Below are 16,725 nucleotides of genomic sequence, written 5' to 3' on the forward strand. Positions count from 1 at the left end.
TACCTCTTTCTGAAAAATTAGACGATGATACCCAACATTATTTTTACCCCATCTTACTATAAACTAATAAAGAAAAAAACGTTATAGATAAACTTATATTCATAAAAACATAAATTTTGAAAAATATACATTCTGTCCAAATAGTGATACAATGATAAAAATTTAAATTATGAAAACAAGACAAGTGGAGGGGTTATTGTGGCAGAGTTACGAAGCAACATGATCAAAAAGGGGTTTGACCGGGCGCCGCACCGGAGCTTACTCCGTGCTGCAGGCGTTAAAGATGAAGATTTTGATAAACCGTTTATCGCGGTTTGCAATTCTTATATCGACATTGTTCCGGGCCATGTGCACCTGCAAGAATTCGGAAAGCTGGTAAAGGAAGCGATTCGTGAAGCTGGGGGCGTACCGTTCGAATTTAATACGATCGGAGTAGATGATGGGATCGCAATGGGGCATATTGGCATGCGCTACTCCCTACCGAGCCGCGAAATCATTGCTGACTCCGTAGAAACGGTCGTAGCCGCGCATTGGTTTGACGGTATGGTATGTATTCCGAACTGCGATAAAATTACACCAGGAATGATGATGGCTGCAATGCGTCTGAACATTCCCACTATTTTTGTCAGCGGTGGGCCAATGGCAGCAGGTAAAACGAGTGATGGACGTAAAATTTCCCTGTCTTCCGTATTTGAAGGTGTAGGCGCTTATCAAGCTGGAAAAATCGATGATAGCCAATTACAGGAACTTGAACAGTATGGTTGTCCTACCTGTGGCTCCTGTTCTGGTATGTTCACTGCCAACTCCATGAACTGTCTGGCAGAAGCACTTGGCCTCGCACTTCCTGGAAACGGCACGATTTTGGCTACAGATCCTGCGCGCAAAGAATTGGCGAAAAATGCCGCGAAACAGTTGCTGGAGCTTATCAAAATCGATTTAAAACCGCGTGATATTGTCACTGAAAAAGCGATCGACAACGCTTTTGCGCTCGATATGGCGCTCGGTGGGTCCACTAATACGGTATTGCATACGCTGGCTCTGGCCAACGAAGCGGAAGTAGACTATCCAATCCAACGTATTAACGAAGTCGCTGCGCGGGTTCCCCATCTGTCCAAGCTGGCTCCGGCATCCGACTGGCATATTGAAGACCTGCATGCAGCGGGCGGCGTCTCTGCTGTACTGAATGAATTATCTAAAAAAGAAGGCGCACTGCACCTTGATGTTAAGACAGTAACCGGAAAAACACTCGGTGAAAATATTGCTGGACATGACATAAAAGACACAAACGTTATTTATCCGATCGACAAACCTTATTCCGTAACTGGTGGCTTGGCCGTACTATTCGGTAATCTCGCTCCAGACGGTGCGATCATTAAGACAGGGGGCGTTCAGGGCGGTATTACACGTCATGAAGGTCCGGCCATCGTATTCGACTCTCAGGATGAAGCCCTGCAAGGCATTTCCAGCGGTAAGGTAAAGGAAGGCCATGTTGTCATTATTCGTTATGAAGGTCCAAAAGGTGGTCCAGGCATGCCTGAAATGCTAGCTCCAACCTCACAAATCGTCGGCATGGGATTAGGACCAAAGGTAGCTTTAGTAACAGACGGACGCTTCTCAGGCGCATCCCGTGGCCTGTCCATCGGTCATGCTTCTCCAGAAGCCGCAGAAGGTGGTCCACTTGCATTCGTACAGGATGGAGATCATATCATTATTGATATTGAAGCTCGCCGCATGGATGTACAAGTACCTGAAGAAGAGTGGGAACAGCGCAAAGCGAACTGGAAAGGCTTTGAACCAAAAGTAAAAACAGGCTATCTTGCTCGTTATTCCAAATTAGTAACTTCCGCCAGCACAGGCGGTATTATGAAAATTTGATTTTCTGCCGATACTAAAGATACATAGTTTGCCTAATCTGGCACTATGTATCTTTTTTATTTCCTTATTAGAGGGGATAAAGAATGAGATATATGATTCGAATTCTTAGTATACTTATGGTGTTTTTTTATTTTCAGCTTTTCCCGCAACAAAAAGCAGAAGCGCCGCCTCACCAACGAGAGCCTTTCTATGAAGTGATTGGTGTACCTATAAACCAAACACAAGAACAATTGCGCGAACAGTTGCGCCGCTACATCAAATGGCGAGCCTATCCGGAAGGCAAGGAGCCTATTATTGTTGGCGTGCCACAAGTTCCCTATATTCCCACCTATATCCCACTCCCTTTCTATCAACCAGACTCTCTTTCCTACATTGCTTACAGAAACGGAGACATGACGTTTTTCGATCCAAACTGCGTATGCGACGATAATGTAGAAGTAAGTCGCATCAAGAAACAAATCGCATTGCAGCGCGCCGGTGTAGAAAAACTTCTTATTGTACGTAGTGCTTTATATCACTATTATTTAGAGCACAAAAAACTGCCGGAAACGTTGGAAGGGCTGACGGGTCCCTATCCATCCAACTACCTGTCGCAAAATCCTTTTTCCCAGCTGGTGCACAGTGGAACATCTCTTGCCCTGGAAAATACGGGAATAATCTATCAGCCCGAACGTTTACGGTCAGAACAAGTGTGGAAGTCGATGGGCGAGGTGCTTCGTATCGGTGGCATGGCGGAACCAAGTATTGCAATCGAACCGCTCGAGATTACCGTTTATGAATCGTCGTTTCTCATGCTAGTAACAAGCGGGCCGTACCCGGTACGCTCATATGAGGTTGGTCTTGGGGCTGAGCAACGCACGCCGACAGGAGTTTATTCTATCAAACGCAAAATCAATCAGCCCGTCTCTCAAAGCGGCGTATACGGAACGCGGGGTCTTGTCCTTAGTATTACCGACTATGCTATCCATGGCACGAACATGCCAAGCTCTATTGGCAGGGCCGTATCCAAAGGATGTATCAGACTGCATAATAATCAGGTGGAAGAATTGTTTAGCATGGTTTCCCTAGGCACAAAAGTCACCATCACTAACGATGCGCCTTCTAACTATCGTCAACCAAATGCTTCGCCATTCTATCTAAAAGCACGCAAAGACGAGGAAACTCCAGGCATAGTCTATCATTGGAAGCACTAAGTAATCTAAGCAAATCTAAAAGAAAACAAAGAGGGCCGATATAGTTCGTTGCTTCCTAAAGAAAATGCACGAACAAGTATCGGCTCCTTTGTTTTTTATACGATTGATAATTCGATTGCGGATTATTTGCATATCCGGTGTCGGTGCGCATAAATCGCTGCCTGCGTACGGTCCTCCACGCCAAGCTTGCTTAATATATTGCTGACATGTGTCTTCACTGTTTTGATGCCTATGTACAGTTCCTCAGCAATTTCTTGATTCGACTTCCCTTCACCAAGCAGACGCAGTACTTCAAGCTCACGGTTAGTACACTGCTCATGCAATGGCGTTTCATCAGCAGTTCGCTGGCGAAAACGCGACATAATTTTGCCGGCTACCTGCGCTTCTAGCACCGGCTGGCCGCGGTGTGCCTGACGAATTGCCTGGGCAATCTCCGGCGCACGCGCCGTTTTTAGCAAATAGCTAAACGCTCCCGCTTCAATTACCGGATATACTTTCTCATCATCGATAAAGCTGGTCAACACGATAACCTTGCCTTCTGGATGAAGCAACTTCATTCGCCGGGTTGTCTCAATTCCGTCCATCCCCTCCATCACTAGATCCATCAAAATGATGTCAGGTTTCGTCTGTTCGGCAATTTTCAGTCCTTCTGCTCCACTGCCTGCCTCGCCAACGATCTCAATATCTTCTTCCGTCGACAAAAAAGCGACCAATCCCATTCTGACCATCTCATGGTCATCAATCAATAATACTTTAATAACTTCACTCATGCTATCTCCTCCGCTTCTCATCCTATCCGACAAACGGAACGGTTACCTCTATCATCGTGCCCCGGCCCGGGGCCGAGGATATAACCAACACGCCGCCAATCTCTGCAACACGTTCTTCCATCAATTTCATGCCATATGACGATGACTTCTTCTCTTCTCCTTCAGCGAAGCCAACACCATCATCCGTTATTCTAAGCCTCATCTGATTGTGTATCTGCACCAATTTCACTTCTACTTTCGTCGCCCTGGCATGGCGAAGTGCATTGGATATGGCTTCTTGAAGAATACGGAACAGATGGTCTTCCATCCCTTTTGAAAGAGCCGGAACCTCATCAATCTGCCAGGTGAAAGCAAGCGAATGCTTTGCTTCCAATTCGATAAGCAGACCCTCGATTCCTTCCCGAAGCGACTTCCCTTCCAATTGTGTAGGCCTGAGATGCAGAAGCAGCGCACGCATCTCCGATTGAGCGGCAGCAGCCATTTCTTCTACCAGCTCTACCTGTCGGCTCGCCTTCTCCGGATTCTGGCTCAACGTCCGTTTGACCGCAGCCATCGTCATGGATATAGCGAACAATTGCTGACTTACTGCATCATGCAACTCCCGTGCCAGACGCTGACGCTCTTCTGTTACCGCCGACTGTTTCACCTGTTCCGTAAGCTCAGCATTGTGGGCGGAAAGGCGTTGCAGGGAGATTACCTGCTGTTGAAAGCGAATCGTCATCTCGTTTAATCTCTCACCCAGCATACCGATTTCATCCTCCCCTAAATACGGTACACGGGTCGATAAGTTTCCTCTTTCAATCATCATGGCGGACTGAAGCAGGATTTCCACTCTTTTTTTCATCAGATTCCCGTATATATATCCAACACTTGCACCGATTAAACCGGCGATAAGACATAGAAACAAAAGCATAAGGAAAGCGAACAATAGTCCGGGAAATACAGGAAGGCTCCAGTCCAACTCGGTAAGCACCCATTGTCGTAGTGCCGGTACGACCGTCATCTCATACCAGATAAAGAAAAAGACAACACTCCCTGCACTCGCAGCGCCTACGCTGCCCCAAAGGGATTGTCGCATAAATTGCCATTGAATATTGGCCAGCTTACGCTCTGACACTTTACTCCTCCCCTATAGCTGAATGACATCAATATCGCCGATAAGCAAACTCACGACAAGCCGCACGCGCTTACCTGAATCAGGATAACCCGAGGTTGAAAGTGTCATGCTGCGGTTGATTCCTCCCTGTTTGTTTCCAAACACGTCAATATCACCGAAATTAACGTTTGCTGTTAGCGAAATATCCAAGTCATACGGCACGTAAATATCCACATCTCCGATCCATCCGTTAATGATAATGATGGTTTCACCGTCCGGAATGTAGGCGCGCGACAAGTCGATTTTTACGTCGCCAATGCCGTGCCATACGTTCATATCCTGCAGTTTCCAACGACTTCCGGTCAAAAATAAATTTCCAATAAGCGAGTGTTTATGCTGCGGGGAATGGAGCGAATACATACGCCTAAACGCTTCATCGTATTCTTTCGCATTCTCCGAGCGATTTTCCTGCTTTGCGGAAAAAGAAGAAGGGGGCTCCTCTCCCACTGGCTTTGGCGGTACCTCAACCTCAATTTCTTTATTTTTTCTTTTAATTAAACGGTAACCAAAATAAATGAACAAAAGAGAAAGCGTAAAACCCATAACGCGTCCCGGATCAATGTCCAACCAATACGCCAGGAAGCTGGTTACGCCGATAAACATCAAAAGTCCGCCGCCAATCCGTCTGCCCCGCTGCAACGACTTGAGTCCAAGATATAGAAAAAGAAACGGAAAGAGGCCCGCGGGGTTAAAATCTCTAAACCCCAGCATGTCAAATAAAATACCGACGCCGGCAAAAATAATCGCAATTCCAAACAAATATGAGAACAGTCGCGATCCTCTCGCCATTTCTCCACCTCCCAAACATAGTACATACACCATTTTCATAAATTATTGTGAAAGACAAAAGCAGCCATAGCCGAAACCTCCGGACTATGGCCGACACGTACGGTCTGATTCTTCTTTTTTATCTTAGCCTGCTTCCCTTTTACGTAAAACTGGCTACGGGTTGGTTTTATCTCCGTCTTGAGGCGGAGACATTCTCTTAACAACAAAAAAGTTTAAGCGTTTTCCAATCGAAACGCTTAAACTTTTATCCGTTTCTGTTCTTATTTTACTTCCATCCCCTCATCATCGCAAGCCGTTTGACAACTCTTGCGCGATGCACACCCGGCACATTACAACCAAAACCGATAATCATCGGAATAAAGGCTTTTCCATTCAGTCCAATCCTCCGATTCAGGTATCTCTCTATCTTTTGCTTTTACTGTTGTCATTGATAGCAATTATCATTTTTTTCTGATTATATGTAGTAAATAAGCATACGTAAACTAGCGTTCATAGAAAATAGTTACAAAATAAAGAAGGAAAGGCGCACAACCGCCTCTCCTCTTATATAAGCTTTATTCATTTGTCTTTTATTTTTTTACGCCGGATGCATGAAGCAGCTCCGCAAACACGGCTGCCATGTCCATATCTTTAAGGCCATGATTTGCCGCCGAAGCATATGATTGGTATGCAGCGGACGTAGCCGGAAGGACGCTGCCGTTTTTGTGTGCCTGTTCAAGCACAAGGCCAAAATCTTTTAGCATGTGTTTAAGCGCGAAAGCGGCCGGATATTCCTCTTTCGCCAAAAGTTCACGTTTAAAACCGAAGAATGGTGTCGCCACTGTTGTCTGCTGGATCATATCGAGCACTATATTGCGATCTAGGCCAAACTTCTCCGCTAGGACAAGCGACTCGCTAATTCCTTGCATAGTCATCCCAAGCAATAAATTGATGACAAGCTTCGCTTTCTCTCCGCTGCCATTCTCTCCAAAATAAAGGCTTGCCTTTCCCATTGCCTGGAATACGTCCTGCAATGTGTCAAACGCCTCTTTTGGACCACCTGCCAGAATGACAAGATTTGCGGTTTCCGCCGAATTTACGCTACCGGATACAGGAGCATCCAGCATAGTAATTCCCATCTCCTTTGCTGTATCCGCCAGCATGCATGAGGTATCGGGTGAAACGGTGCTCATATCTACCAGTAATGTTGGCGCTTCTATATAATCGAGGATACCATCATCGCCCGCAATGATCTCCTCAACCGCTTCGTCATTGGCCAGCATCGTAATCACAATATCTTTTTCGCGTACAGCGTCATCTAGCGACTGTGCCACTTCCAATCCATGTTCTTGCAAAGGAAGGGCTTTTTCATACGTGCGATTATATACAGTTACGTAAAATCCAGCTTTATGTAGGTTCAAAGCCATCGGCACACCCATATTCCCCAGGCCAATAAAACCGATTCGTTTACTCATATTTGTACTCTCCTTTAATACGTCGAAACTATCATTTTCTTTATGGATGCATACTTTTCCTATTATAACGTAAATGTACTATGGAAAGGGGAATCCTTCATAAAAAGCAGCTTAATGTATCAATACGAATAGCCCTATCCTTTCGAAAAAAACGACTGATTTCAGCAGAGTTTGTGCAATATGTATGATTTCAAGTCAATAATCCGCGGTCGTTCAAACTGCTCTAGCGTTTCATCCGTAATAATAAGTGAGACTGTCGAATCAGTTTCGTGCAGCGAGCCATAGCATGCCCCTCCCCTATGGATAGGATCATTCGTTCTCTCATTATGTTCATTCCCTCCTCTTTCTATTTATATTTTCCTACTTCTGACGTATGGTATTGCAAATAAACGCCCGGAAGGCATCTAGGCCTTCCGGACGTTTATTTCTCATCTTATCTATTTACTTTTCTGTCATTCTTTCAGATGCGCGTAACAGATCCAATTCTTCTTCCGCCAACTCCCTGTATTCTCCAGGCTCCAAATTTTCATCTAATACCAATCTGCCCATGGCAATCCGCTTTAAATACGTAACCTTTTTCCCTACCGCTTCAAACATACGTTTTACCTGATGATACTTTCCTTCATAAATAACTAGCTCAATCTCAGAGACATTTCCTTGGACAAGAATCGTTAACTCGGCCGGCAGCGTTTTATACCCGTCATCGAGCGTTACGCCTTTGCTGAACACCTTTCCATCTTCCTCTGTTACCCGCCCTTCAATCCGGGCAAAATACCGCTTTGGTACATGCTTTCTAGGCGACAGAAGCTCATGAGCCAGCTTACCATCATTTGTGAGCAGCAACAGTCCTTCGGTGTCTTTATCAAGACGGCCAACGGGGAATACTTCGAACGCAAAAAATTCCGGGTCCAGCAAATCGACCACGGTCTCTTCCACGATATCCTCCGTAGCCGAGATGACGCCTTGCGGCTTATTCATCATTACGTATACAAATTCTCGATAGCGAACAATTTCTCCGAAAATCTCCACTTCCTGCGTATCCGGGTCAACGTGCGCGCTACTGTCTTTGACCGGTTTTCCGTCTACTTTTACCGCTCCGCTCTTGCACAGTTTCTTAATTTCCTTGCGTGAACCATATCCCATATTGGAAAGCAGCTTGTCCAGCCTCATCGTATTCCACATCCTTTATTTCTCTTTCGTCCTTATCCCGCCTTAATGGACAGTAATCCCCCACTGCGTGAAGTTTCACTTTATCCGCCGTCTATCCAGCGCCATCCAGCAGGGTACATATTTTTTAGCGATGTGCCTATCCCTTTGGCCCAGCCAAGTGGATATCCGTCCACACACACTATATTCCAGCCTTTCTCAGCCTGGATCATCAGCGTCTCTCCCTTAACATATCGAATAACGTCCGGATCATCCGCTGTGAAATGAACCGTGCGTATCACATCCGTCGCCTGAAGTCCCATAGCAAACGCCTGGGAAGGCTCGAATCTTTTTTTCTTTATTGTACCCAACAGCCATCCCTGACGGGCGAGCCGGAGACGCTTCAAATCCGGGAGCCCTGCTGGAGATAAAAATACGCGGTCCTCATGCATCGTGAGCATAAAACGGCTATCTTCAAATCCTTTCCAGGACGGAAGCGTTTCTTTCACAAAAGTATAAAAATCGGCCAATTCTTTCTCCAGCGATTTCTTTCCTTTCGTCGCTAGGTTAGCCGGAGCAGGTTCTATTACTTCACCAGCTTTCTGCAATAAAGCGACATAATGACCTTCCCCTTTTACGCGATGCGGCCATAAACGCGCAGTTCTGCTTACCTGCGCATATGAAGCAGGATCTCTCGTCCATTCAGGTCTTCCCTTCTCCCAACCCTCATGCATATGCACCGGAACGACGGAGAAGTCCGGATGCTTGTCCAAAAACTCCGCAATCATCTGTTCGTTTTCTTCCGGTGCAAACGTACATGTAGAATAAAGCAAGCGGCCACCTGGACGCAGCATACGCGCCGCATCTACAAGAATCGAACGCTGCATCCCGCAGCACGTCTCAATAGCTGTCTCACTCCAGCTTTTAATCATATCCGGTTCTTTGCGGAACATCCCTTCACCTGAACATGGTGCATCAACGAGTATTTTATCGAAGTACTCAGGGAAAGCTACAGCCAATTTATCGGGAGTTTCATTGGTCACAATTGCATTGCGGACTCCATATAGCTCAACGTTTTTCACCAGTGCCTTTACCCGATTTGGGTTGTTATCATTTGTTACAAGGATGCCTTCTCCTTGCATGGATGCAGCCAATTGTGTTGTCTTGCCGCCAGGCGCTGCACATAAATCAAGAACTCTCTCCCCCGGACGAGCGTCCAGTATAGAGGCTGGAGACATCGCGCTCGGTTCCTGGATATAATACAAACCCGCATGGTAATACGGATGTTTTGCCGGTCGCAAATTCTCCGGATAGTAGAAGCCATCTTTCGTCCAGGAGACTGGGGAAAGGGGCCAATCTATCCGCGCAAGAAGAGCGTCCGGAGAAAACTTTAATCGATTCACTCGCAATCCCTGCTTGCGGGGTTCCGCATACGAAGCAACAAATGCCGTATACTCCTCTTCGCCAAGCAAGCTCTTCATTCTCGCTGCAAAAGCATCAGGGATGTTCATCCATCCTCTTCCTCCTTCGATTTTTCACAGAAAAAGGAGGGAGCCGCGCTCCCTCCATCTATTTATCCCGCCTTGACGGGAAGTCATACCCCACTGCGTGAAGTTTCACTTTATTCGCGTATCTATCTGTTATTTCTATTCGTCGGCACCAATCTCTTCTTCCTGCAATTCTTGCCGGCCGCCTTCGTACCAATGATCCAGTACCCGGGCTTCCAGCACCTTACAATCAATGTAATTGGCTTGTTGCTCGGTGAACAAGTGCTTCCATTCCACCTCAAGATCTCTTGCAAGGCGAACGACTGTCAGGAGTTCCTGCCATGCCACATATCGTTTGTACCAAAAAAACTGGGGATGCTCATTCATATACGGATACAGGTCGTCAAACTCTGTATGCTTACAATCCAGCGCACGCTCGAAATGTGTCTTGGCATTGGAAAGTTGCTCTTCAAAAAAACGGGCGATATCCCGACTTGTAGTCATAACAACCCCTCCTTATCTTCTCCTTGTTCTCCATTATAACAAATCCTTATCCGTTTGCGGACATTTCTTTACAGTTACGGAGTGCTACCTTCACCCGAAGCATTGCGCCCGTTGCCATTTCCATTGCCTCTGCCTGTTCTTTCGTTATTCTGCCTCGGTGGGATGATTCCTCCGTCCGTCCCCTGCTCGTTCTGGTCATTCGGATTCACCTGACCGGGATTTTGCTGATTCGGATCGGTTGTATTCGAGTTATTCGGATCGGTCGATTGATTCGGATTGTTCGGGTCCTCCAAATTCGGGTTATTCGGGTCTGTCAGCTGCCCCGGATTGTTCGGATCATCCGGATTCGGGTTGTTCGGATCGGTCGACTGATTCGGATCCGTCTGTTCGTCCGACTGTGGCTCTGGCACCGTTATGGTTGCCATATTAGACATATTTCCTTCTTCTCCTGTCTCTGCGTTATATGGCACGACCACATACGTATACATTTTGCTCGAATCGAATGCATCCGTATAGCCCGACGATCCGGTTTCAGCAATCATTTCTTTCTCGGCCGGCGATCCAAGGAAACGGTACAGACGATATTTGACCCGATTATCCTTTGTACCTCCCCAATTGATGTTTACACTTTGACCGGTTTCATCAACTGTGGCACTCAAATCTCCAATCGACGGAAGTGATACCGGCGGCTCCGCAGTCTTCACGCCTTCAGGACGCTCGAAATCCTTACGTTCTTTGTCCTCCATCGCTTTCGCCATGACTTTGCTGAACAAGGCAGCAGGCTCTGCTCCTCCGGTCGTCCGCAGGTGGTATTTATCGTTCGTTACATCGTACCCCATATAAATCGAGCCAACATAGTCCGGCGTATAGCCTACAAACCACGCGTAACGGGTACCTCTTGAAACCTTCTTGCTGTCATACTGCTGTGTTCCGGTTTTCCCGGCTAACGGATGACCGAACCGTGCTTTTCTTCCGGTTCCTTCCCTTACCGCGTTTTGCAGCATCTCTGTCATATAATAAGCTGTTTGTGGGCTTACCACTTGCGTCTCATTCTTCTCCTCCGGTATGATAACACCGCCATCACGAGAGATGATTTGTTTAATAACATGGGCTTTATTCATCTTGCCGTTATTGGCAAAGGCGGAATACGCCTGAGCCATTTGAATCGGCGTTGCCCCTTTCTGCATACCGCCGAGCGCGAGCGACAGGTAATTCTCTTCTTCCGGCTCCGGTGTAATGCCAAATTTCTTCAGATAGCTCACCCCGGTAGACAATCCGACTTCATTCAATGTCCACACCGCCGCCGCGTTTCGCGATTCGACAACTGCCTTATTCATCGTAATGCTTCCGGCGTACCCTTCATTTCCGTAGTTTCTCGGTGTCCAGTTTTGATATTTACGATATGTCTTTTTCTCGTCTTTCACCATCGTGTATGGTGTCCAGCCTTTTTCAAGCGCCGGTGCATAGTCGATGAGCGGCTTGATGGTCGAACCTGGCTGCACCTTCATCTCCGCCCGGTTTAATCCTTTTGTTACATAATCGCGCCCGCCTACCATGGCAGTGATGCCCCCGGTCTTCGTCTCCATGATGACCATGGCTGATTGAACCTTCGGATCGGTACCGCCCGGGAAGTTTCTGTCCTTTTTATACTCTTCAAACATCGCTTTCTGTGCCTTGCTGTCCATGTACGTAATGATTTTGTAGCCACCATAATACAATTGATCTTCCGTAATGTCCCGTCTTTCAGCTTCATCAGTTAAATAATCGATATATGCCCGATACTCCTCGCTAACCCTTGAATTGCTAGGCAGATTATCCTGCACCTTCAACGGCTTCTTCTGAGCTTGTTCTTTCTGTTCCGCTGTAATGAAGCCGTTCTTCTCCATTAGAGAAAGGACAAGATTGCGTCGCTTTAGGGAATTATCCGGATGTGCAACCGGATTGTACGTATTCGGTGCCTTCGGCAGCGCAGCCAGTGTCGCTCCCTCTTCCAATGAAAGCTGTTCAACCGATTTTCCGAAATAATATTTCGATGCGGCCTGTATGCCTACCCTTCCTTTTCCTGCATAGAAGGCGTTTAAATACATTTCCATAATTTGCGGTTTGGAATATTTGCGCTCCAGATTCATTGCAATCATAATTTCTTTCGTTTTCCGCATGAATGTTTTGTCATGGGAGAGGAAGATATTCCGGGCCAGCTGCTGGGTAATCGTGCTTGCTCCTTCTGCTTTGCTTCTGCTGATAATATCTTTGACAACCGCACGGCCGATCCCGATTGGGTCGATACCGTTATGCTCATAGAAGCGGTTGTCTTCGGTAGCGATAAATGCGTCTACAACATGCTTCGGTATTTTATCGAATGTTACAAGCTGCCTATCATCCGTTCCTAATCGGGCGATTTCTGTTTTACCATCCGAAGCATATACTTTGGATGTTTCCTTTAATTCCAGCTTGCTCTCGTCAATCATCTGGTTGCCGGCCACATACAACGCCGAACATCCGCCGATACTTAAGACGAGGAAAAGCGCAGTCATAAAGATGATAATGCCCCAAGGCCCTCTCCAAAATGACTTCCGCTTTTTCGCTGGCTTTCTTGATCGTCGTTTTTCCATGTTTCGTTTAACCCCCTAATAATGTACAGAAGGATAACAACAATACATAATAATACACATACTTATACAGAACAAAACCGCAAAAAGTTGCAAAAAATCGCATACTTTCTTCCTGATCCCCGAAACGAAAAAAGAGCCGTGGCGCAGGCTCTTTTTCTCTCTATACGTCTAAATCATTACGTTTCGCCTGTTGCAGGATCATCATCGCAGCACGAAATTCATCCACATCGATCATGCTTTCCTGATATAGTTCGCGCAATTCTTCTTCCCACATCTCATAGTCGGTTAGCCTGTCTCCCATGTAGATGACAATGCCAAACCGGCGAAGCAATGCTTTTACATCCAGAATATTATTGATTCCATCCATTGAACGGATCGCTACCCTTCATATCCTTCCTTTCGGTATTCTACAACAACTTCCGTTCCAAGTCCACCACGAGCATTCCATAGCGCTTCTACTCGCATATATAGCGGATCGGCCACTTTTACGAGATCTTCCAGAATTTTATTTGTCACATGCTCTTGGTAAATACCTACATTTCTGTATGAAGTCAGGTAGAATTTGAGCGATTTCATCTCGATAAGCTTTTCGTTCGGAATAAAAATAATTTTAATGTCTGCAAAATCTGGTAGACCGGACCATGGGCACACGGAAGTGAATTCATTCGTCGGAATCGTTACTTCTGTTTTCTTACCTATATATTCATATGGAATGGTTTCCAGAATCTCCTCCATAATAGCAGAACGCTCCTGGGTATCAAAGCGAATTTTATTGTATTTATCATAATCGTGTTGTACTTGACTCATTATTTATTCATCCTTTCTGATAAGAAATTGGGTCTTTAGCTCCTGCTTCCGCAAATCCTTTCAAACGCAGGCGACAACTGTCACATTCACCACAGGCTTTTGCACCACCTTGATAACAGGACGTACTAAGTTCATACGGGACACCTAGCGTAAGTCCCCATTCAATGGTTTCTTTTTTCGATAAATGCGCGAGCGGCGCTTCAATACGAATACCCGTACCCTTAACGCCTGCTTTCGTAGCTAATTGCACTGTCTCATTCATCGAACGGATAAACTCAGGGCGACAATCCGGGTAACCGCTATAATCTACGGTACTTACCCCGATGTAGATTGCCTCCGCTCCTACTACTTCCGCATAGGCTGCGGCAAGCGAAAGAAAAATCATGTTGCGAGCCGGGACGTATGTGGCCGGTATGTCTTCCTCGTCTTCCGCATTCGCCTGTACGACCGGTACTTCAATGTTTGTATCGGTTAACGCGCTGCCTCCAATTTGCCCCAGAAAATCCAGATTGACAAGCCGGTGAGCCGGTACACTATAAAAATCGGCTACTTTCTTGGCCTGTTCAACCTCTCTGTTATGTCGCTGTCCATAATGAAAGGTGAGCGGATACAGCTCATATCCTGCATCTTTGGCAATGCCCATACACGTCGTACTATCCAAACCGCCGCTCAATACGACGACCGCTTTTTTTTCCATAATGTCTCCCTCCTTACACACCTCGTGCTTCCGGGTCCCAGATTACTTTATGAATCTGCATATTCAACCGGGCTTTTCCCTCCTGCGGCCGGTGTCGAAGAATAAGCGTCACCAGGTCAGCAGGCGGCATCGTCTCCCATACCGGGCTAAACAGTGCAGTAGCCCGGGTCGGATACCGCGTCAGAATATCCAGTGCATGAAAGAAGTCTGCTTCGTCGCCGACGACAAACTTGACTTCATCCTGCGGTTCAAGAATAGAAAAATTCGAAAGATGCATCTTCGCTGTCTCTCCGCTCGCCGGCAGCTTGTAATCCATAACAAAACGAACTTTTCTGCCCATGCTTCCATCCCGTTCACGCAGCAAGCTAAATGGCATCAGATTAATGGCTCCATTCGTCTCGATATGAATATCCCACACAGTCGGCAACTGCGACAGATGATAAACGAGTGCCTGGGACTTCAACCCATGCATAAGCGGCTCCCCACCTGTCAGGCAAATAACTCCATGCCCGTACGATGCAGTCTGTTCTACAATCTCCTCAATGCTTGCGGTGAATGCCGCTTTCTCCGGCGCATAACTGTAGGGCGTATCACACCAGGTACAGCGTAGATTGCAGTTGAATACACGCACGAACGTAGTCGGATATCCTGCCATCCTGCCTTCACCCTCTACCGTCTCGAACAGTTCGACCATCGGCAACTTGAAGTCTCTGCGAAGCTCCTTCATATCAATCATCACTTTCCATCCATTCCCGTTTCAACGTGGCGTAGCTGGTCGGTGTCTCGTACAATACTAATTCCTCAATACGTGTGCCGTGCTCTTTCCAGCCACGGCGCTCCATCTCCCCGTCGATTTGCTCCCATATCCATACAATCATGTTCTCTGCCGTCGTATTCATAGGAGGGAGTACCTCATTTAGGTATTTATGGTCAAGCTGTGCCTTAATCGTATCTTCGTACACTTTCTTGATGTCTCCGAAGTCTACGCAAATACCGATATCATCAACAAATCCACTTACTGTAATCATCAATTTGTACGTATGACCATGCAAGCTTTTACATTTTCCTTCATACAGATGAAGGTGATGTGCGGAATCAAACGTAAACTCCTTCGTAAGCGCTACCCGGCGCCGATGGTAGCGCAGCTGTTCCGGCTGAATGTCTTTGTATAGTAGCTGCACGCTACGCGGAATGTCGAATCCGGACATGTATATTTCCTCCTGCCTATTGTAAACTTTTGGCGCACCTCCGGAAAATAAAAACGGGACTCCCAAAATGGCAGTCCCGTTTTTTGTCTTTGTTACAATAAAAAATCCCCTTCACCAGGGGATAGAATAGACAATACTCCGGTGGTATTTTTAACGTTGGTTTCGCCACACAACAACGATGTATTCAATTACACCTGTTCATTATACTGGATGTTCTGTTAAGAATTCAAGCAAAAAGTCATATAGATTCGGATTGGCCGCCAAAATGCTGCTGCGTTCCCCAAACGGAATCTCGCTACCATCCAGTGTCGTAATTCGGCAGCCTGCCTCCTGGACAAGCAGCAGACCTGCACCATAATCCCATGGATTTAGTCCGAGGCTAATATAGGCATCTAATCTTCCTACTGCTACATAAGCCAACTCCAGCGCAGCCACGCCATAGACGCGAACCCCGCGCGAACGATGAGCAAGATGCTGTGCCTTCTCCGAAAGACCGCTTTTCATCGCCCGCCGATTCCAGAACAGACTCGTTGACCATAGTGCTTCTTTCATTTCTTTATTTCGTTCCACTTGCAAAGGACTGTCATTAAGGAACACTCCGCCCCCACGTTCGGCATAGAACATCTCTTTACGGGTCGGATCATAGACGACGCCCACCTGGCATACGCCTTTATGATATGCGGCAATAGATATACAATAATTCTGTTGCTGATGAACGAAATTCGTCGTTCCATCAATCGGGTCTACCATCCAAACCGTATCGAAATCAGCCGGTTGACAGGCTACAAGTCCCTCTTCACCAAGCACCCCGTGCTCGGGATACTTTTTAATAATCTCATCTATTACCATTTGCTCCACCGCCCGGTCAACAGAAGTGACCAGATCGGACGCAGAAGATTTATACGTGACTTCCAATGGACGGGATAGCATATCTTCGATAAGCTTTTCTGCGCTTCGCGCACAGTGCTTTGCCAGCAATCCCCATTCTTTTATTTCCGTATTCTGCAAGGTTCTCGCCTCTCATTTT

Annotated in this window: 16 protein-coding genes; 2 read left to right on the forward strand and 14 right to left on the reverse strand. The window is 46.6% G+C overall.

What is annotated here, in order from left to right; genetic code table 11:
- Window positions 1–198: 198 nt before the first annotated feature.
- Both ilvD and AF333_RS00100 read left to right on the forward strand, forming a co-directional pair.
- Window positions 199–1,875 carry a dihydroxy-acid dehydratase gene (ilvD, locus tag AF333_RS00095; protein WP_043063933.1) on the forward strand — a complete coding sequence of 559 codons (1,677 nt, stop codon included), beginning with the start codon at window positions 199–201 and terminating at the stop codon, window positions 1,873–1,875.
- 83 nt (window positions 1,876–1,958) lie between these two features.
- Window positions 1,959–3,068: a L,D-transpeptidase gene (locus AF333_RS00100; protein ID WP_052811706.1), complete on the forward strand. Its 1,110-nt coding sequence runs from the start codon at window positions 1,959–1,961 to the stop codon at window positions 3,066–3,068.
- 122 nt (window positions 3,069–3,190) lie between these two features.
- Here AF333_RS00100 and AF333_RS00105 read toward each other — a convergent pair whose 3' ends face one another.
- From AF333_RS00105 to AF333_RS00170, 14 genes are all read right to left on the reverse strand, one after another.
- On the reverse strand, window positions 3,191–3,838 hold the full coding sequence (locus AF333_RS00105; protein WP_043063932.1) for a response regulator: 648 nt from the start codon (window positions 3,836–3,838) through the stop codon (window positions 3,191–3,193).
- A 22-nt stretch (window positions 3,839–3,860) separates the two neighbouring features.
- Window positions 3,861–4,955, reverse strand: coding sequence for a HAMP domain-containing sensor histidine kinase (locus tag AF333_RS00110; RefSeq protein ID WP_139188890.1), 1,095 nt, complete (start codon window positions 4,953–4,955; stop codon window positions 3,861–3,863).
- Between the two features lie 12 nt (window positions 4,956–4,967).
- On the reverse strand, window positions 4,968–5,783 hold the full coding sequence (gene liaF, locus AF333_RS00115) for a cell wall-active antibiotics response protein LiaF (protein ID WP_043063931.1): 816 nt from the start codon (window positions 5,781–5,783) through the stop codon (window positions 4,968–4,970).
- A gap of 569 nt (window positions 5,784–6,352) precedes the next feature.
- On the reverse strand, window positions 6,353–7,237 hold the full coding sequence (locus AF333_RS00120; RefSeq protein ID WP_043063930.1) for an NAD(P)-dependent oxidoreductase: 885 nt from the start codon (window positions 7,235–7,237) through the stop codon (window positions 6,353–6,355).
- A 441-nt stretch (window positions 7,238–7,678) separates the two neighbouring features.
- Window positions 7,679–8,407, reverse strand: coding sequence for a pseudouridine synthase (locus tag AF333_RS00125; protein ID WP_043063961.1), 729 nt, complete (start codon window positions 8,405–8,407; stop codon window positions 7,679–7,681).
- An 80-nt stretch (window positions 8,408–8,487) separates the two neighbouring features.
- Window positions 8,488–9,894: an RsmB/NOP family class I SAM-dependent RNA methyltransferase gene (locus tag AF333_RS00130; RefSeq protein WP_043063929.1), complete on the reverse strand. Its 1,407-nt coding sequence runs from the start codon at window positions 9,892–9,894 to the stop codon at window positions 8,488–8,490.
- Window positions 9,895–10,029: 135 nt separating this feature from the next.
- A complete protein-coding gene (locus tag AF333_RS00135; RefSeq protein ID WP_043063928.1) occupies window positions 10,030–10,374 on the reverse strand; it encodes a hypothetical protein in 345 nt (114 codons plus the stop codon).
- A gap of 74 nt (window positions 10,375–10,448) precedes the next feature.
- On the reverse strand, window positions 10,449–12,986 hold the full coding sequence (locus AF333_RS00140) for a PBP1A family penicillin-binding protein (RefSeq protein ID WP_043063927.1): 2,538 nt from the start codon (window positions 12,984–12,986) through the stop codon (window positions 10,449–10,451).
- A gap of 160 nt (window positions 12,987–13,146) precedes the next feature.
- On the reverse strand, window positions 13,147–13,353 hold the full coding sequence (locus AF333_RS00145) for a YqgQ family protein (protein ID WP_043063926.1): 207 nt from the start codon (window positions 13,351–13,353) through the stop codon (window positions 13,147–13,149).
- 11 nt (window positions 13,354–13,364) lie between these two features.
- Complete coding sequence (queF, locus tag AF333_RS00150) at window positions 13,365–13,793, reverse strand: preQ(1) synthase (protein ID WP_043063925.1); 429 nt, start codon at window positions 13,791–13,793, stop codon at window positions 13,365–13,367.
- Window positions 13,794–13,800: 7 nt separating this feature from the next.
- Window positions 13,801–14,490 (reverse strand): 7-cyano-7-deazaguanine synthase QueC, encoded by a 690-nt coding sequence (gene queC / locus AF333_RS00155; RefSeq protein WP_043063924.1) that lies wholly within the window; start codon window positions 14,488–14,490, stop codon window positions 13,801–13,803.
- A gap of 13 nt (window positions 14,491–14,503) precedes the next feature.
- Window positions 14,504–15,226, reverse strand: coding sequence for a 7-carboxy-7-deazaguanine synthase QueE (locus tag AF333_RS00160; protein WP_043063923.1), 723 nt, complete (start codon window positions 15,224–15,226; stop codon window positions 14,504–14,506).
- Complete coding sequence (gene queD, locus AF333_RS00165) at window positions 15,219–15,698, reverse strand: 6-carboxytetrahydropterin synthase QueD (RefSeq protein WP_043063922.1); 480 nt, start codon at window positions 15,696–15,698, stop codon at window positions 15,219–15,221. The genes AF333_RS00160 and queD overlap by 8 nt, the downstream gene beginning before the upstream one ends.
- Before the next feature lie 201 nt (window positions 15,699–15,899).
- A complete protein-coding gene (locus tag AF333_RS00170; RefSeq protein ID WP_043063921.1) occupies window positions 15,900–16,706 on the reverse strand; it encodes an inositol monophosphatase family protein in 807 nt (268 codons plus the stop codon).
- Between the last annotated feature and the right edge of the window lie 19 nt (window positions 16,707–16,725).

This window comes from Aneurinibacillus migulanus (assembly GCF_001274715.1).
GTDB classification, from domain to species: domain Bacteria; phylum Bacillota; class Bacilli; order Aneurinibacillales; family Aneurinibacillaceae; genus Aneurinibacillus; species Aneurinibacillus migulanus.